15 protein-coding genes and 1 pseudogene are annotated in these 17,015 nt (G+C 71.0%); 7 read left to right on the top strand and 9 right to left on the bottom strand.

The genetic code is table 11. The features are described from left to right. Positions 1-232: 232 nt before the first annotated feature. Complete coding sequence (locus CCN42_RS44220; protein WP_245877182.1) at positions 233-445, bottom strand: hypothetical protein; 213 nt, start codon at positions 443-445, stop codon at positions 233-235. Next, a complete protein-coding gene (locus tag CCN42_RS07180) occupies positions 439-1,080 on the bottom strand; it encodes an EamA family transporter (RefSeq protein ID WP_245877181.1) in 642 nt (213 codons plus the stop codon). The genes CCN42_RS44220 and CCN42_RS07180 overlap by 7 nt, the downstream gene beginning before the upstream one ends. 286 nt (positions 1,081-1,366) lie before the next feature. Between CCN42_RS07180 and proP the strand changes: the two genes are divergently transcribed. Continuing rightward, entirely contained in the window at positions 1,367-2,749 is a 1,383-nt protein-coding gene (gene proP / locus CCN42_RS07175) for a glycine betaine/L-proline transporter ProP (RefSeq protein ID WP_086733860.1), read from the top strand. Positions 2,750-3,335: 586 nt separating this feature from the next. Here the strand turns inward: proP and CCN42_RS07170 are convergent. Further along, on the bottom strand, positions 3,336-4,046 hold the full coding sequence (locus tag CCN42_RS07170) for a TetR/AcrR family transcriptional regulator C-terminal domain-containing protein (protein ID WP_086733858.1): 711 nt from the start codon (positions 4,044-4,046) through the stop codon (positions 3,336-3,338). A gap of 120 nt (positions 4,047-4,166) precedes the next feature. Between CCN42_RS07170 and CCN42_RS07165 the strand changes: the two genes are divergently transcribed. Next, positions 4,167-4,859: a DUF4386 domain-containing protein gene (locus tag CCN42_RS07165; protein ID WP_086733862.1), complete on the top strand. Its 693-nt coding sequence runs from the start codon at positions 4,167-4,169 to the stop codon at positions 4,857-4,859. Here the strand turns inward: CCN42_RS07165 and CCN42_RS44215 are convergent. Beyond that, a pseudogene (locus tag CCN42_RS44215) lies at positions 4,830-5,022 on the bottom strand (hypothetical protein); the annotation flags it as partial. The gene CCN42_RS07165 and the pseudogene CCN42_RS44215 overlap by 30 nt on opposite strands. A 384-nt stretch (positions 5,023-5,406) precedes the next feature. Next, on the bottom strand, positions 5,407-5,865 hold the full coding sequence (locus tag CCN42_RS07160) for a nuclear transport factor 2 family protein (RefSeq protein ID WP_086733856.1): 459 nt from the start codon (positions 5,863-5,865) through the stop codon (positions 5,407-5,409). Between the two features lie 265 nt (positions 5,866-6,130). On the opposite strand from CCN42_RS07160, the gene rox reads away from it, so the two are divergent. From rox to CCN42_RS07140, 4 genes are all read left to right on the top strand, one after another. Further along, on the top strand, positions 6,131-7,567 hold the full coding sequence (rox, locus tag CCN42_RS07155; protein ID WP_086733854.1) for a rifampin monooxygenase: 1,437 nt from the start codon (positions 6,131-6,133) through the stop codon (positions 7,565-7,567). Positions 7,568-7,981: 414 nt separating this feature from the next. Next, a complete protein-coding gene (locus CCN42_RS07150) occupies positions 7,982-8,626 on the top strand; it encodes a hypothetical protein (RefSeq protein ID WP_086733852.1) in 645 nt (214 codons plus the stop codon). Between the two features lie 129 nt (positions 8,627-8,755). Next, on the top strand, positions 8,756-9,577 hold the full coding sequence (locus CCN42_RS07145) for a MerR family transcriptional regulator (protein ID WP_086733850.1): 822 nt from the start codon (positions 8,756-8,758) through the stop codon (positions 9,575-9,577). A 94-nt stretch (positions 9,578-9,671) separates the two neighbouring features. Then, positions 9,672-11,192 carry a carboxylesterase/lipase family protein gene (locus CCN42_RS07140; protein ID WP_245877180.1) on the top strand — a complete coding sequence of 507 codons (1,521 nt, stop codon included), beginning with the start codon at positions 9,672-9,674 and terminating at the stop codon, positions 11,190-11,192. Between the two features lie 15 nt (positions 11,193-11,207). On the opposite strand, the gene CCN42_RS07135 is transcribed toward CCN42_RS07140, so the two are convergent. The 4 genes from CCN42_RS07135 to CCN42_RS07120 form a co-directional block, all read right to left on the bottom strand. Then, entirely contained in the window at positions 11,208-12,650 is a 1,443-nt protein-coding gene (locus CCN42_RS07135; protein ID WP_086733846.1) for a GH1 family beta-glucosidase, read from the bottom strand. A gap of 37 nt (positions 12,651-12,687) precedes the next feature. Beyond that, positions 12,688-13,611, bottom strand: coding sequence for a carbohydrate ABC transporter permease (locus tag CCN42_RS07130; RefSeq protein WP_086733844.1), 924 nt, complete (start codon positions 13,609-13,611; stop codon positions 12,688-12,690). 13 nt (positions 13,612-13,624) lie between these two features. Further along, positions 13,625-14,623, bottom strand: coding sequence for a carbohydrate ABC transporter permease (locus CCN42_RS07125; protein ID WP_086733842.1), 999 nt, complete (start codon positions 14,621-14,623; stop codon positions 13,625-13,627). 133 nt (positions 14,624-14,756) lie between these two features. Continuing rightward, positions 14,757-16,070 carry an ABC transporter substrate-binding protein gene (locus CCN42_RS07120; RefSeq protein WP_086733840.1) on the bottom strand — a complete coding sequence of 438 codons (1,314 nt, stop codon included), beginning with the start codon at positions 16,068-16,070 and terminating at the stop codon, positions 14,757-14,759. Positions 16,071-16,382: 312 nt separating this feature from the next. Here CCN42_RS07120 and CCN42_RS07115 point away from each other — a divergent pair. Further along, positions 16,383-17,015, top strand: a 633-nt coding sequence (locus tag CCN42_RS07115) for a LacI family DNA-binding transcriptional regulator (protein WP_143661868.1), incomplete at its 3' end; no start/stop codon positions are given.

Raw genomic sequence — 17,015 nt, 5'->3', positions numbered from 1 at the left:
CGCCGTCCTCGCCGCGGCCGGTGTCGCGAGGACGCCCGCCAGGAGTGCGGCGGCCGCGGCGAGGACGGCGGGCTTGAGGGCTCTGATGCGCATGGGGGGTGGCCTTTCTGCCGGCACCGCGCGTTCGCATACGTGAGCGGCGCTTGGGTCTGTGAATGGCTGCTGATTCCGGAAGCTAGCGACGCGACATGGGCACGTCAAGGTCTAGACCTGCATCCGCCACACAGTGGCCTCACCCGAGGCTGAGCAGGACGACCGCTGCGGCCGGTCCGACCAGGCCGATCGCCCGGCCGCGCGTGACCCGTTCCCGCAGGACAGCCAGCCCGAGCACGGTGGGAACGGCCGGGTAGAGGGAGGCCAGGACGACGGCGACGGCGAGCATCTGCAGCCGGGTGGCCCAGAGATAGAGGATGAGCCCGAGCGCGGCGCCCGCCCCGATCAGCACCGCCCACCCCGCCGACCGGGCGGATCGCCGGAACTCGGATGCGTGCCGCGGGACGGTCGGCAGCAGGAGCAGCACGCGGCGAGGCGCCCGGCGGCCACCGGCCACAGGCCGCTCGCGGAATCCGCCTGGGCGAGGCCGATGTACTGCACGGCCACCCCCAGGCTGGCGAGCAGACCGTCGGCCGGCAACGGCGCGGAGCGCGTGCGGCCACCGGCCCCGGGACCGGCGCCACCGGTGGGGACCAGCCACAGGGCGGGCGCGGTGACACAGATGCCCAGCCATGTCAGGGACGTGGGGCGGTCCCCCAGGAAGAGGACCCCGCACACCACGGACAGGGCCACTCCGGTGACCGCGCTCACCGGTATCACCACGCTCATGGCGCCCCGGCTCAGCCCGCGATTGAGGCAGTGCATGGCCGCCGCGCTTCCGGCCCCGGACAGCGCTCCCCACGCCGCGGCGACGGCCGTGACGGCTTGAGCGGGTGACAGGAGCGCCGCCGCCAGCGCGAGCAGCAGACCTCCGGTCTGCCCGAGGAAGGTGACGACGGCGAAGTGGTCCCGGCGGGACAACAGCCCGCCGGCGAAGTCGACGGAGCCGTAGCAGAGCGCGGAAGCCAGCGCGTACAAGGCACCCATCCGCTGTGAGTGCCCGGCACCACCGCGGGATCCCCGGCCGTCGCGCACCGCCGCCCGGGCGCGGAGGGCGGTGGCCTGCGCGCGAGATGACTCACACGGAGATCGGAAAGGAGCCGGCGCGCGAGGGACAGGCGTGCCTGGTGACCAGCCATTTCCGCACACAAGGCTAGGAAGGGCTCACACTGCGTGCAGGGGCAAACGGCGCCTATCGTCGGCTTTCGGCCCGCCGACAGCGTCGCCGCGCGGACCCGTCCCTGTTCCCGTCGAAAGGTAGGCGAGCGAACTCTTGTCGACTGTCACAGTCGCCGCTTCCCCGTCCGCACCGCAGACCCACCGCGCGCACACCCCCGACGCCACGGTCACCGACCCCGCGCTCGTCAAGCGCGCCGTGAAGGCGGCAGCGCTGGGCAACGCCATGGAATGGTTCGACTTCGGTGTCTACAGCTACATCGCGGTCACGCTCGGCAAGGTCTTCTTCCCTTCGGGCAACCCCACCGCCCAGCTGCTGTCCACGTTCGGCGCCTTCGCCGCGGCCTTCCTGGTCCGTCCGCTCGGCGGCATGGTCTTCGGACCGCTCGGCGACCGGGTCGGCCGGCAGAAGGTCCTCGCGCTGACCATGATCATGATGGCGGCGGGCACCTTCGCCATCGGCCTGATCCCGTCGTACGCGGCGATCGGCGTCGGCGCGCCCATCCTGCTGCTGGCGGCCCGGCTGGTCCAGGGCTTCTCCACCGGCGGCGAGTACGCGGGCGCGTCCACCTTCATCGCCGAGTACGCCCCCGACAAGCGGCGCGGCTTCCTCGGCAGCTGGCTGGAGTTCGGGACGCTCGCCGGGTACATCGGCGGTGCGGGACTGGTGACGCTGCTGACGGCTGTGCTGTCGGCCGACGACCTGCTGTCGTGGGGCTGGCGGCTGCCGTTCCTGATCGCGGGCCCCATGGGCATCATCGGCCTCTACCTGCGGATGCGCCTGGAGGAGACCCCGGCCTTCGCGGCCGAGGTCGAGAAGGCGGAGGCCGCCCGGCCCAAGGTGCCGCTGCGGGAGATGGTCACCGGCCAGTGGCGGGCGCTGCTGCTCTGCGTCGGTCTGGTGCTGGTCTTCAACGTGACCGACTACATGCTGCTGTCGTACATGCCCAGCTATCTGACCAGTGAGCTGCACTACGACGAGACGCACGGGCTGCTCGTGGTCCTCGCCGTGATGGCGCTGATGATGATCGCCCAGCCGTTCGTGGGCGCGCTGACCGACCGGGTCGGCCGCCGACCGGTGATCGCGGTGGGCTGCGCGGGCTTCCTGTTCCTGTCCATCCCCGCGCTGCTGCTGATCCGGGACGGCAGTCTGGCGGCCGTCGGCCTGGGCATGGGCGCCCTGGGTCTGCTGCTGGTCTGCTTCACCGCGGCCATGCCGGCGGCGCTTCCGGCGCTGTTCCCGACCCGGGTCCGCTACGGCTCCCTGTCGATCGGCTTCAACGTGTCCGTGTCCCTGTTCGGTGGCACGACCCCGCTGGTGGTCACGGCCCTGATCGGGGCGACCGGCGACATGATGATGCCCGCGTACTACATGATGGCCGCTGCCGTCATCGGTGGTTTCGCGGTGTGGCGCATGGCCGAGTCGGCCGGTCGCCCGCTGCCGGGTTCGGCGCCCTCGGTCGAGGCTGCGAAGAGCTGAGCGGCCGGCCCTCGGACCCGGCCGGCACCGACGTCCGCCGCATACGAGCCGCCCGCCGCCCCCGGTCGTGACCGGGGGCGGCGGGCGGCGCTGTGATCGCTCTGGCTAGCCGTCACCGGGACCCGGCCTGCCACCCTGAGCGATGCTCCGCCGCGTGTGCCGTGAGGGGCGCCTGTGGACCGGAGCGGCAGATCTGACGGCGGCATGTGCTGCGAACGGGTGGTCGCGGTGGGAACAACGGCACGTCGGGCAAGGCGGAGCTCTCGGATGAGGACTGCCCGGGGCCACCCGGCCCCCGGGACAGCCCCAGCCGAAGAGTGGACGAATGGGACGTTTTACGGCGGGTGTCGTGGCGGTGACGGCGGCAGCCCTGACCGCGGTGGTCATGATGCGGCCCGCGCATGCGGCGGACGCACGCCCCCTGTGCCCGACACCACGCACGAGGCGTTCGACGAGGAGTGCCTCGCCGCGCACACCTCCTCGAATCCTTCGCGATCGCTGCGGTCTTCTCACCCGCCGCGAACCTCATGCCGGGCTGACACCGGATCCGCTCACGAACGCCCGACGCCCAGACCCGCCCTCTGGATCAGACGGTCTTCTCCCCCGAAGGGTTCGCGGAAGTCCACCGCTGCTGACGGAGTCGTTCGAATCCGTCCAGAAGGAGGTCCAGCGCGAACTCGAACTCGAACTGATCGTCACAGCCCTGGCCCACGACGGATTCCTCGTCGTGGGCGACTGCCATGGCCAGCTCCGTCACGTAGGGGAACTTCCCGGCATCCGCAGGGACCACGACCGCCTGCGCCTCCGGGGCGGGGCTCGGTGAGGCGTCGAACAGCTCCTGGGTGAACCCCAGCACCCGGCTGCCCAGCGCGTGCATCACATGGTGTGTCAGATCGACGGAGAAGCCGCCGGTCCGGAATATTCCGATCACCGAGTCCATGTAGGCGAGCACGGCCGGCGTCGGGCGGGCTCGCGATCGCACCACTTGCGCCGCCCAGGAGTGGCCCTGAAGAGCTCGTCGCGCCGAGAGGATCCTCTGTCGGACAGCGCTCTTCCAGTCGGACTCCGGCGCCGGAAGGTCGATCTCGCCGACGACGACATCGACCATGCCGTCCAGGAGCTGGTCCTTGTTGGCGACGTGCTTGTAGAGGGCCATCGGCACCACACCCAGCTCCTGCGCGAGCTTTCGCATGCTGAGCGCTTCGATCCCGATTTCATCGGCGAGCGCGACGGCGGCGCGCAGCACTCGGTCCCTGCTCAGGGGCGCCCGGCGCACTGCCTCCGCCTGCTGGGCCATTTCCGATCAGCTCCCTGATTGATCCTTCGAACCGGCTTCACGCCTTGACGAGTGTACGGCGTACGCCTATCTTGAGCCGCAGGTGTACGCCGTACACCATTCATGGGGTGGAGGGTCCAGGTGGACTCAACGAGAAAGACCGCTGTCGTCGCGGGTGTGCTCTTCCTTCTCACCGAGGTTTCCGCGATCGGCGGGCTCGCGCTGTACGGCCCCGCTCTGGACGGCGCCGGGCATGTCGTCGGCTCCGGCGCCGACACCCGGGTGTTCCTGGGGGCACTGTTCGAGATCGTCCTCGTGGCAGCCGTCATCGGTACCGGGGTCACGCTGTTTCCGATCATCAAGAGGCAGAACGAGGGGGCCGCACTGGGCTATGTCTGCGCTCGCCTCCTCGAAGCCGCCGTCATCGTCGTCGGCATCATCAGCGTCCTGTCGGTCGTGACGCTGAGCAGGGACTTCCCGCAAACACCGGGCACCGATACCGGGTCTCTCGTCACGGCCGGCGAAACGCTCGTAGCGATTCACGACTGGACGTTCCTCTTCGGACCGAACTTCATCCTGGGGGCGAACTCGCTGGTCTTGGCGTGGTTGATGTACCGCTCGGGGCTCGTGCCACGGTTCATCGCGGTCCTGGGACTTGTCGGAGGCTCGTTGATCTGCGCTTCGGCGACCGCTGTGATGTTCGGGCTCTACGAGCAGGTCTCCCTGGTCGGGGCGATCATGGCGATCCCCGTATTCGCCTGGGAGGTGACACTTGCCGTCCGGCTCATCACCAAAGGATTCACTTCAGCTCCCCTCGCCCCTGGTGGCGAGTGACACCGTGCCCCACATGGCAAGTTTGCCGTAGCGAAGGTATGGCAAGTCCGAGAAAGCCGGATAGTCGCGCTGGTGACGCTCGTGGCGAGGGGACACGGCGGCGGTGGCCGGTCAGCCAGGAGACGATGCGCTCGATGACCCATCGCCGGCGACCCAGTCGCTTCGCTGGGTGCACGACCAAGGCCAGTTGCCGCATCACAGCCTCGAGGAATCCCTGCCGGTCATTGCGGCCCAGGCGATCGGTGATGAAGCAGGAGACGATCTCCACCCCGTCCGGCCGCGCCGGACTACGAAGTCGGAGACCAGGGCTGATGCACCCGCCCAGGGCGGTGCCTGCCACCACAGGAGAGATGGGCGCGCGGCGGGCCGCACCCCGCCGCGCGCATTCGGGACGGGCACGGGGTGTCTGACGCCCCGTCGATACCGCCCGGCCGGGTCGCAGTACGGGTACGGCGGCGGCCGACACGCCGCAGACAGGCGGCGCGGCCGGAGCGGCGGGGCGGCAGGACGGCCGACATCCACGACACAGGGTCGTTCCCGCCCTGGCCTACGGGGCGCAGGCCTGCGCGATCGACAGGCTGTTCTCGTAGAGGTGGTGCCGGGTGATCCGGCCGTTCTCGACGGTCAGGTGCAGCGCGAACGGGCCCTGGAAGGACTTCCCCGTCGCCCGTACCGTGCCCGACACGTGTCCCATCAGGACGGCGTCGGTCCCGTCGACGAGGAACGTGTCGACGGAGGCGCGCGCGTCCTCGGGCACGGTGTGCGCCATCAGCTCCTCGGCCTGCGCGGCGCACTCCGCGGCGGTGGACCGCGGGCGGATCCACGGCACTCCCGGGTTCTCGGCGAGCTGCCAGTCGACTTCGTCCGCGAAGAGCCGGACCAGTTTCGCGGTGTCCCCCGCCAGCCGGGCCGCGAGGAACTCCCCCACGAGGGCCCGGGTGGCGTCGGCGACCGTCTGCTCAGGGGCCGACGACATCGCCTCGGTGGCGTTGCTGTGCACGGACATGACGCTCTCCTCGCTGCTGCGGGCCGATCCGGGGTTGCCCTGACGATCCTGCGCGATGCGGGAGCAACGGTCGATTACCCCTCAGGTAATGCACACGCGGACCGTCAGCCGACGGGGGCACGAGGGGGCAAAAAACAAGGCAAGGAGTCGTGTACGCACTCCTTGCCACTCTCAACTTATAGCGCACCGGGGGGCTTGCGGCAAGGCCCCCTTGATGCCGCAGAATCACCGGCCTGAAGCCAGGACCTGCAGAAATGGGATTCTCGTGATCGACGTGATCATTGCCGGTGCCGGGCCGACCGGCCTGATGCTGGCCTGCGAACTGCGGCTGCACGGCGTGCGCACGCTCACGCTGGAGAAGCTGACGGAGCCGACCCGGCAGTCCCGGGGGCGGGGCCTGCACACGCGCAGCGTCGAGGTGATGGACCAGCGAGGGCTGCTCGACCGGTTCCTCGCGGTCAGCGAGCAGTTCAAGGTCGGCAGTCACTTCGCCGGCATGGCCAGGCCGTGGCCCGACCGGCTGGACACCGCTCACCCCTACGGCCTCGCGACCGCGCAGACCGACACCGAACGGCTGCTCACCGAGCGCGCCGTCGAACTCGGCGCCGAGATCCGGCGCGGTTGCGAACTGGCCGGGCTGAGCCAGGACGAGCACGGCGTGACGGCCGAACTCACCGACGGCACGCGGCTGCGCTCGCGCTACCTCGTCGGCTGCGACGGCGGCCGCAGTACGGTGCGCAAGCTGCTCGGCGTCGCCTTTCCCGGCGAGCCGGCAGAGGTCGAGACGCTGCTGGGAGAGATGGAGGTGACCGAGGACGCGGCGACGATCGCCGCCGCCGTCGAGGAGGTCCGCAAGACCCAGCTGCGGTTCGGCGCCATTCCCGACGTGGACGGGAACAAGGGGGTGTACCGGATCGTCGTACCCGCCGAAGGGGTGTCCGAGGACCGGACGGCCGCGCCGACGCTCGACGACTTCAAGCGGCAGCTGCGGGCGTACGCCGGCACCGACTTCGGAGTGCACTCACCGCGTTGGCTGTCCCGGTTCGGTGACGCCACCCGGCAGGCCGAGCGCTACCGAGTCGACCGGGTGCTGCTGGCCGGCGACGCGGCGCACATCCATCCGCCGGCCGGCGGGCAGGGGCTCAACCTGGGCGTCCAGGACGCGTTCAACCTCGGCTGGAAGCTGGCCGCGGAGGTGAACGGCTGGGCGCCGCAGGGGCTGCTGGACACCTATCACTCGGAACGCCACCCGGTGGGTGCGCAGGTGCTGTCCAACACCCGCGCACAGATGGCGCTCATGGGTGACGATCCGAGGTCGACGGCGTTGCGGGGACTGTTCTCGAAGCTGCTGGACTTCGAGGAGGTGAATCGGTACGTGACCGAGATGATCACCGCGGTCGCAGTGCGCTACGACGTCGGCGAGGGCCATGAACTGCTCGGCCGGCGTCTGCGGGACGTGTCCCTGAAGCGGGGCCGCCTGTACGAGCTGACGCACGGGGGCCGCGGGCTGCTGCTCGACCAGACCGGCCGGCTCTCGGTGGCGGGCTGGGCGGACCGGGTCGACCATGTCGTCGACGTCAGCGACGAACTCGACGTACCCGCAGCGCTGTTGCGTCCGGACGGCCATGTGGCCTGGGTCGGTGCGGACCAACGGGATCTGGAGGAAAGGCTGGTCCGATGGTTCGGCACCTCCGCCGGCTGAGCCGCACCGGGCCGCGCGCGGCAGCACTCGCGCTCGGCAGGGTGGGGTGCGGGTAGCCTCCCTACCTCAACTGCGTCCTCAAATATACGAGTTGGCGCCCACGACCTCGGCGTGGGCACCACTGCCGCGGCTCGGTTGCGGGGAGGGGGCTGTGTTCGCACAGAAGTCCACCCATGAAGTGCGGAGCAGCGGCCCGTACCTGGAGACGGGCCGCTGCGAACCACCCCGCGACCACTGACGGGTTACCTCGGCTCGGCGCTCCCCGCGACACCCATGACTTGGCCGTACTATCGCTATCTCACGCTGCATGGCAGCATGTGCGGCCAACTGGCCAGCAGCGCGTCGGGAGACGCTCTCGGCGCTACCCGCCTGCGCACGCAGGCCATGCCGCAGCCGAGGAAAGGTTCAACCGTCATGCCCGAGAACACCACGGTCCCCAGCGACCTGGCGTCGCAGTACGCCGCCCAGGTGACGACCGACCTCGATCGCAACACCGAGGAACAGAAGCGCATCAGCTCGGAGATCGACGCCCTTCAGGAACAGTTGGCGGTGCTGCAGCGCGACCACGCCGTGCTGGTCACCATGCAGCAGGCGCTCGGTCTCGCCCCGGCCGCCGCCACCACCGAACCGGCATCCGGCCCGGCCGCCGTACCCGCCCCCCGCAAGAAGTCCTCCGCCTCCACGGGGACCAAGCGGTCGCGAGGCAAGAAGGCGACGGCCGCGCCCGCCCCCGCGAAGGCGGCCAAGCAGGCCACCCGCAAGGCACCGGCCGCCGCACGGAAGCCGGACCAGCCGACACTCGTCGACCTCGTCCGCGGCCACCTCGGCGAACTCAGCGAGCCCCGCTCCGCCGCCGAGGTCGCCTCCGCGCTCGGCCAGTCCCATCCCGAGCGGAACATCAAGACGGCCGTCGTGCGCACGACGCTCGAAGGGCTCGTGGCGAAGGGCCAGGCGCAGCGCTCCAAGCAGGGCAGCTCGGTCTACTACACCGCCGCCGACACGTCCGCACCGGAGTCCGCGCAGCTAGAGGCCGCCGAACAGCCCCGACAGACCGCGTGAGACCTGCCGCGCCGTCCGTGCAGGACTGGGCGGCGCGCAGGACGGACCGAGGTTCCCGCTCCTGTCCCCCGCGGCGGGCGAACCGGCCTTGACCCTCACACCGTGTCAGGCGGTCAGCTCGGAGACATCATGTTCACCATCGGAGACTTCGCCCGCCACGGTCGCGTCTCGGTCAGGATGCTGCGTCGCTACGACGCGACCGGGCTGCTGCGTCCGGCCCATGTCGACCCCGCCAGCGGCTACCGGTACTACACCGCCGCCCAGCTGGCCCGCCTCAACCGGGTCATCGCGCTCAAGGATCTCGGCTTCACCCTCCAGCAGGTCGGGGACATCCTGGACGAGAGGGTCAGCGCCGAGGAGCTACGAGGCATGCTGCGGCTGCGCCGGGCCGAACTGGAGACGGCCATGGCCGCCGCGCGGGCGCGGCTGGTCCAGGTCGAGGCGAGGCTCCGAGCGATCGAGAGCGAGGGGCACATGCCCACGAACGACGTCGTCATCAAGAGCGTTCCCGCCGTGCGGGTGGCCGAGCTGACCGCGACCGCCGAGAGCTACGAGCCGGAGCACATCGGCCCGGTCGTCGGCCCGCTCTACGAGGAGCTGTTCCGGCTCCTGCACGCGGCCGGCATCCCGCCCACGGGGCCGGGTGTCGCCTACTACGAGGACGCGCCGGAGGGCGGCGGCAGGATCCGGGTCCACGCCGCCGTCCAGGTCTCCGCGCCGCTGGGGGACGGCGACTTCCGGGTGCTCGACCTGCCGGCCCTCGACCGGGCGGCGACCGTCGTGCACCGCGGCTCGATGGACGCCGTCCTGCCGACGGCCCAGACGCTCGCCCACTGGATCGACGCCAACGGGTACCGGACGACCGGGTACCCCCGCGAGGTCAGCCTCGAGTGCCCCGAGAACCGCGACGACTGGGTGACGGAACTCCAGGCGCCGGTCGTCCAGGGCTGACCCGGCACAAACGGGTTGCCCGGCGCCACAGGGCGTGGCGAGGATGAGGCTCGCAAGATCGACAACGTTGTGAGGCTCATCCATGCACGTCACCGTGGACACCACCGCAGGCCGGGTTCGGGGACGCCAAGCAGGCGAGGTCACGGTGTTCGCCGGGATCCCGTACGCGGCCCCGCCGTTCGGGCCGCGGCGCCTGCGACCGCCGGAGCCACCCGAGCCGTGGGCGGGCGTACGCGACGCGTTCGCCCACGGCCCGTCCGCGCCGCAGGCCGGCTACCTGCCCGCAATGGCCGCGCTGCTGGGGGAGGCCGGCGAGCAGGGGGAGGACTGTCTCAGCGTCAATGTGTGGACGCCCGCCCCGGGCCGTACCGGGGGCCGGCTGCCGGTCATGGTGTGGATCCACGGCGGCGCGTTCCGCAACGGCTCCGGCTCGCTGCCCGCCTACGACGGTGCGCGGCTGGCCGCCGAAGGCGTCGTGTGCGTCACCCTCAACTACCGGCTCGGCGCCGAGGGCTTCCTGCTGCTGCCCGACGGCACCGCCAACCTCGGCCTGCTGGACCAGATCGCCGCGCTGGAGTGGGTCCGGGACAACATCGCCGGGTTCGGCGGCGACCCCGGCAACGTCACCGTCTTCGGCCAGTCCGCGGGCGCCATCAGCATCACCGCGCTGATGACCATGCCGCATGCCCGGGGCCTGTTCCGCCGTGCGATCACTCAGAGCGGCGCCGGGCACCACAGTCATCCCGAGGAGATCGCCCGGCGCGTCACCGAGCGGCTGGCCGCGCTGGCCGGCGCGGAGCCGACGCGCGAGGGGCTGGCCGCCGTACCGCCCCAGCGGCTGATCGCGGCCGACCGCGCGCTCGGCCTGGAGATCGCGCGGGCGGAGGATCCCGGGCAGTGGGGCGAGTCGGCGGGCGGCGGCACCACCGTGCTGCCCGTGGTGGACGGCACCACACTCCCCCGGCGGCCCATCGACGCCATCGCCGACGGGGCCGGTGGCGACATCGATCTCCTCACCGGTACGACCACGCAGGAGTTCCGCCTCTTCCTGGTCCCGCTGGGCATGGCCCCGCGCATCACGGACGAGGTTCTGCACGGTCTCCTCGCCGGACTCGGCCTCGACCCCGTCCGGGCCCGCGCGGTCTACGGCGCCGCGAACCCCGGCGCCTCCCCCGGCGACCTGTTCTCCGCCGTGATGACGGACCACGCCTACCGGATCCCTGCCCTGCGCGTGGCCGAGGCCCGTGCCGCCCGCCGAGCGGACACCTTCGTGTACGAGTTCGCGTGGCCGTCACCCGCGCTGGACGGTTCCCTCGGCGCCTGCCATCTCACCGAGGTGGGTTTCGTGTTCGGCCGTCTCACCGACCCGCTCCTCGGCCCCGACGCCCCGCGGGACCTGTCCGACCGCATGCGTCGGGCGTGGGTCTCCTTCGCCCGCACGGGCCGGCCCGGCAGTGACGGGGCGGCCACGGGCGCGCTGCCGCACTGGCCGGCGTACGGCGAACGGCGGTCGGTGATGCGGCTGGGCGACGGCGTGCCCGCCGTGCACGACGACCCCGGCGGCGGGACGCGGGCGCTCTGGGAGGGCCTCCGGCTCCCCGGGGCCCTCTCCTGAGCGTCACCGGCCGGCTCAGGCGCCGGGAAGGACGCCGGTGCGCGCGACCCGGGCGTACCAGCGGGCGCTGGCCTTGGGGATGCGCGTGCCGGTCGGGTAGTCCACGTACACGGCACCGAATCGCTTGCTGTAGCCGTGGGCCCACTCGAAGTTGTCCAGCAGCGACCAGAGGAAGTAGCCGCGCACGTCGGCGCCGTCCCTGATCGCCTCGTGCACGGCGGCCAGGTGGCCGCGGAGGTAGTCGATCCGCTCCGGGTCGTTGACGTTGCCCTCCGGGTCGGCGTAGTCGTGGAAGGCCGCGCCGTTCTCGGTGATGATCAGCGGCAGGTGCGGGAAGTCGGACGACAGCCGCCGCAGCAGCTCGTACAGACCGCTCGGGTCGATGGCCCAGCCCATGGCGGTGGTGTCGCCCGGGGGCTGGTGGAAGGCGACGTCGTCGGCGCCCGGCCAGGGGCTGTACGCGCTCCTGCCGTGCCCGTCGGAGGTGTGGGTGCCGCTGCCGTCGGTCCGGGAGACGAGGGTGGGCGAGTAGTAGTTGACGCCGAGGAAGTCCAGCGGCTGGTGGGCCGTCGTCAGGTCGCCGTCGCGGACGAACGACCAGTCCGTCAGCGCGGCGGTGTCCTTGAACAGGTCCTCCGGGTAGGCACCGTTCAGCATCGGGCCGGTGAAGACCCGGTTCGCCAGTGCGTCGATCCGGCGGGCGGCGTCGGTGTCCGCGTCGCTGCCGGTGCGGGGGCGGACGTGGTGGATGTTGAGGGTGACCGAGCAGCGGGCGTCCGCGCGGAGCCGGTCCCGCAGGGCCTGTACGGCCAGACCGTGGCCGAGGTTGAGGTGGTGGGCGGCGCGCAGCGCGGCGACCGGGTCGGTGCGGCCGGGGGCGTGCACGCCGGAGCCGTAGCCGAGGAAGGCGCTGCACCAGGGCTCGTTGAGCGTGGTCCAGGTCCGCACCCGGTCGCCGAGGGCGTCGGCGGCGAGGGCGGTGTACTCGGCGAACCGTTCGGCGGTGACGCGTTCCGGCCAGCCGCCCGCGTCCTCCAGGTCCTGCGGCAGGTCCCAGTGGTAGAGGGTGGCGACGGGCTGGATGCCCTTGTCCAGCAGGTCGTCGACGAGACGCCGGTAGAAGTCGAGTCCCTTCTGCACGGCGGGGCCGCGGCCGGTGGGCTGGATGCGCGGCCAGGCGAGGGAGAAGCGGTAGGCGCCGACGCCGAGTTCGGCCATGAGGGCGACGTCCTCACGCCAGCGGTGGTAGTGGTCGGTGGCGATGTCACCGGTGTCGCCGTTGCGCACCCGGCCCGGGGTGCGGGCGTAGGTGTCCCAGATGGACGGGGTGCGGCCGTCCTCGCCGGCGGCGCCCTCGATCTGGTAGGCGGCGGTCGCGGTGCCCCAGAGGAAGTCCCTCGGAAAGGTGCGGGAGGCGTCCGGTGCGGACGCGGTCTGCTGCTGTGCTGCGGTGACCACGGAGGTCCTTTCGGGTGAGGAGGGGATGGGACGGGGGTCAGCCCTTGACGGCGCCCTGCATGATGCCGCTGACGATCTGCCGGCCGAAGACGATGAACATCACCAGCAGGGGCAGGGTGCCGAGGAGCGCGCCCGCCATGATCAGGGACTGGTCGCGGATGTAGCCGGCGCTGAGCTGGGTGAGGGCGACGGGCACGGTCGGGTTGGTCATGTCGAGCACCACGAACGGCCAGAAGAAGTCGTTCCAGGCGTGCACGAACGTGATCATGAACAGCACGGCCATCGCGGGGCGGGCGACCGGCAGCACGATGCTCCAGAAGATCCGCAGCGAGTGCGCGCCGTCCACGCGGCCGGCCTCGACCAGCTCGTCCGGCAGTGCCTCGGACAGGTACTGGCGCATGAAGAAGACGCCGACCGCGCTCACCAGCGTCGGGAAGATGACCGCGGGCAGCTGCTGCGACCAGCCCAGCTCGGACATCATCATGAACAGCGGGACGACACCGAGTTGCGGCGGCACCATCATGGTGCCGATCACCAGCATGAGCAGGACGTTGCGGCCCTTGAAGCGGAGCTTGGCGAAGGCGAATCCGGCGAGCGTCGCGAACATCACCGTGGACAGGGCGATGACACCGGCCACGATGGTGCTGTTGATCATGGCCTTGCCCATCGCCGCCTCGTCCCAGGCGCGGGCGAGGTTGCTGAACAGGTTAGGGCCGGGCAGGAAGGGCGGCGGGGTCTGGCTGACGCGGGTGTTGTCGGTGGAGGCCGCCACCATCGTCCAGTACAGCGGGAAGATCGACAGGATCGCGGTGACGGCGAGCAGGACGTAGGCGAGCGGCCCGGCGTGGTGCTGGCGTCCGGCACCCTGGCGCAGCAGCCGGCGGCCACCGCGGGCGGTGCTCTTCCTGGCGGGGGTCCGGGCCGGGGCGTCCGCCCGGACCGGGAGGCTTTCGGTGGTCATTGGGGGCTCCTGGTCAGGACGGTCGGGCCGAGCGCAGACGCCTGATCAGGCGTTGTGCCACGAAGACGAGGACGAGCAGCAGGAACATCGCCCATGCGACGGTCGCCGAGCGGCCCATCTGGTAGTTCTTCCAGCCCTCCTCGTACAGCAGCAGACCGAGCGTCTGGTACTGGTTGTCGGCACCGCCGGACACCCCGTTGGGTCCCTGGCCGAAGATCAGCGGCTCACCGAAGAGCTGGGTGGCGCCGATCGTGGAGAGCACGATGGTGAAGACGATGGTGGAGCGGATCCCCGGCACGGTGACGTGGGTGAACTGCTTCCAGCGGGAGGCGCCGTCGATGGCTGCGGCCTCGTAGCGGTCGGCGGGGATGGCCTGCATGGCGGCCAGGTAGAGCAGCGCGTTGTAGCCGGTCCAGCGCCAGATGACGATGGTCGAGATCGCGATCTGGGCGGGCCACTTGTCGGCCTCCCAGTCCACCGGGTCCAGACCGACCGTGCCGAGCGCCCAGTTGATCATCCCGAAGTCGCGCTCGAAGAGCATGGTGAAGACGAGGGCCGCGGCGCCGACCGAGGTGGCGTACGGCACGAGCGAGGCGACGCGGAAGAACAGCGAGCCGCGCATCCGGTAGTTGAGCAGATGGGCCAGGCCGAGTGCCATCAGCAGCTGCGGCACCGTGGAGATGACGCCGATGGTGATGGTGTTGCCCAGCGCGTTCCAGAACCGGGAGTCGTTCCACAGCTCGACGTAGTTGTCGAACGCCACCCACTCCATGACGTCGAGGGTGGCCAGTTCGACCCGGTGCAGGGAGATCCACGACGTGTAGACGAGGGGGTAGAAGCTGAAGGCGGCGAAGACGACGAAGAACGGCGCGACGAACGCGTAGGGCGCGCCCTTGACGTCGACGCGGTGCAGCAGCGCGCCGCGCCGCCGGCCCGCGCCGTCGCCGCCCGGCGTGCGGGACGGGCCGGGACGGCCCTTGCCCGGCTGGGCGTGGGTGGTGGAGGTGGCCACCGGATTTCCTTCCTGAGAGCGGATCCGAGCGGACCCGGGCAGACCTGGGCAGACCTGGGGGCGGACGGGTGAGCCGGGCCCGGGCCCAGCGGCGGAAGCGGCCGGGCCCGGGGCGGCCCGAGGGGCGGGAGGGTCAGCCGACCGCCTTCTCGATGCGCTCCGCGGTGGTCTCCCACGCCTCGTCGCGTGCGGTGCCCTGCTGCTCGATCAGGGTCAGGCCCTGCGAGAAGGTGTCCTTGATGGTGCCGTCCTTGCGGCCGAGGACCTGCTTGTCCGGGATCTCCTGGGCGGCGGCGCCGAAGATCTCGCCGATCGGGGCGTTGTCGAAGTACTCCGCGGTGACCTCCTTGACCTCGGGGCTCTCCAGCGCCTGCTGCGAGGACGGGACGCTGCCCTGCTTCTTGAAGATGTGGGCCTGCTGCTCCGGCGCGGTCAGCCAGGCGACGAGCTTCCTGGCCTCCTCCTTGACCGGGCTCTGCTCGACCACGCCGAGGAAGGAGCCGCCCCAGTTGGCGCCCTTGGGCGCCTTGGCGACGTCCCACTTGCCCTTGTTGGCCTCGCCGGCCTTCTCGCCGATGTGGCCGAGCATCCAGGCCGGGCAGACCGCGGTGGCGAACGTGCCATTGGCCAGACCCGGGTCCCAGCCGGGCTGGAACTGGCGGAGCTTGGCGGTCAGATCGGCCTCGGCCGCGTCGGCGGCGAGGTTCCAGGCCTCCTTGACGGCCGGGTTCTTGTCGTAGATCAGGTCGCCCTCGGCGTTGTAGTACTGCTCGGGATAGCCGTAGACCATGGCGTTGAACAGGCCGCTGGCCGCGTCCATGTACGCCACGTCACCGCCTTTGAAGTCCTTCTTGAAGGTGCGGCCGACCTCGACGTACTTCTTCCAGTCGCCCGCCCACAGCCTGGCGACCGCCTCGCGGTCGGTGGGCAGTCCGGCCTGCTCGAAGTAGTCCTTGCGGTAGCAGACGGCCATCGGTCCGATGTCGGTGCCGAGGCCCAGCACCTTGCCGTCCTCGGTGGTGATCTGGGACTGCTTCCACGGCAGGAAGTGGTCGGTGCCCGGCACGTCGGCGAAGTCCGCGAACTTGTCGGCCTGGGTGTCGACGATCTCCTTGGCGCGGCCGATCTCGATGCCCTGGATGTCCTTCAGGCCCTTGCCGGCGGCGAGTCGGGTCTGGAGCGCCGTGTAGTACGTCTGCTCGTCGCCGGCTATCTCGGCCTTGATGTCGACGTTCGGGTTCTCCTTCTCGTACTGCTCCAGCAGGCCGGTCTCCTTGAAGCCCATCACCCCGTACATGCCCATGGTGATGACGACCTTGCCGTCCTTCTTGCCGCCGCCCGTCGCGGACTCGTCGCTGCCGCTGCAGCCGACGACGAGCGAGAGCGCCCCGGCGGTGGCGAGGGCCGCGACCGTTCTTCTGCGCGATGAGCTGTGCAGGGTTGCCATGGTGTGTTCCTCCAGGGAGCGGCGCGACGCACCGGAGCGAGGGGTGCGACGAATGCGCCGATGACTACGGCGGGTGGCTTTTGTAGGTGGGCACGTTCCCACCAAGGGGTGGGAACGTGCCCACCAGTGGAGTGAAGACTCGTGGCCGCGCTCGGCTATGTCAATGACTTGTAAACAATTCGCGCCCGTGCCGGGGGTCGGCCGTTCGCCTCATGACTCCGGACGGGTGCTGCCCCCGCCCCGGTGTCTGCCACAATTGCCGCTGGTCACGTCCGCGGCAGGTGCCGTCGCGGTTGCCGCCGGGAGGAGCACATGCCAGGGAACCGCCGCCCCACGATCAAAACAGTCGCCGCTCGCGCCGGGGTGGGTCGGACCACGGTCTCCCGCGTCATCAACGGCTCGGAACTCGTCAGCACCGACGCGCGCGCCCGGGTCCTGGCGGCGATCAAGGAGCTGAACTACGTTCCCAACTCGGTCGCCCGCGGGCTCGTCACCAACCGCACCAACGCGGTCGCGCTGGTCATCCCGGAGTCGGAGAGCCGGCTCGGCTCGGAACCCTTCTTCGCCGCGCTGATCCGCGGCGTGAGCGGCGCGCTCTCCGAGACCCGGACCCAGCTCCAGCTGATGCTGGTGCGCGACCGGGCCGAGCGGGACCAGCTCACCGCGTCGGTGGCGACCCGCCGGGTCGACGGCGTGCTGCTGGTCTCGGTCCACGCCCACGACCAACTCCCGGGCCTGCTCGAGGAGATGGGTCTGCCCACCGTCCTGGCCGGGCGGCGCGACGAGCGGGAGCGGCTGAGCCACGTCACCTCCGACAACGCCGGGGGCGCCGCCGCCGCGGTCCGGCATCTGCTGGAGCGCGGCCGGAACCGGATCGCCACCATCGCCGGGCCGCTCGACATGGACGTCGGCCGCAGCCGGCTCGCCGGCTGCGGCCGACGTCCA

It is taken from the genome of Streptomyces glaucescens (assembly GCF_002154375.1).
Classification (GTDB): Bacteria; Actinomycetota; Actinomycetes; order Streptomycetales; family Streptomycetaceae; genus Streptomyces; species Streptomyces glaucescens.
Note: the sequence above shows the minus strand (reverse complement) of the source record. Positions and strands in the feature narration are given on the sequence as shown.

Bases quoted from the DNA above. Each gene is read 5' to 3' on its own strand.
- CCN42_RS07130 (WP_086733844.1), bottom strand. From the start codon at position 13,611: ATGACCACCGAAAGCCTCCCGGTCCGGGCGGACGCCCCGGCCCGGACC.
- CCN42_RS07160 (WP_086733856.1), bottom strand. From the start codon at position 5,865: ATGTCCGTGCACAGCAACGCCACCGAGGCGATGTCGTCGGCCCCTGAG.
- CCN42_RS07170 (WP_086733858.1), bottom strand. From the start codon at position 4,046: ATGGCCCAGCAGGCGGAGGCAGTGCGCCGGGCGCCCCTGAGCAGGGAC.
- CCN42_RS07120 (WP_086733840.1), bottom strand. From the start codon at position 16,070: ATGGCAACCCTGCACAGCTCATCGCGCAGAAGAACGGTCGCGGCCCTC.
- CCN42_RS07145 (WP_086733850.1), top strand. From the start codon at position 8,756: ATGTTCACCATCGGAGACTTCGCCCGCCACGGTCGCGTCTCGGTCAGG.
- CCN42_RS07180 (WP_245877181.1), bottom strand. From the start codon at position 1,080: ATGGGTGCCTTGTACGCGCTGGCTTCCGCGCTCTGCTACGGCTCCGTC.
- CCN42_RS07150 (WP_086733852.1), top strand. From the start codon at position 7,982: ATGCCCGAGAACACCACGGTCCCCAGCGACCTGGCGTCGCAGTACGCC.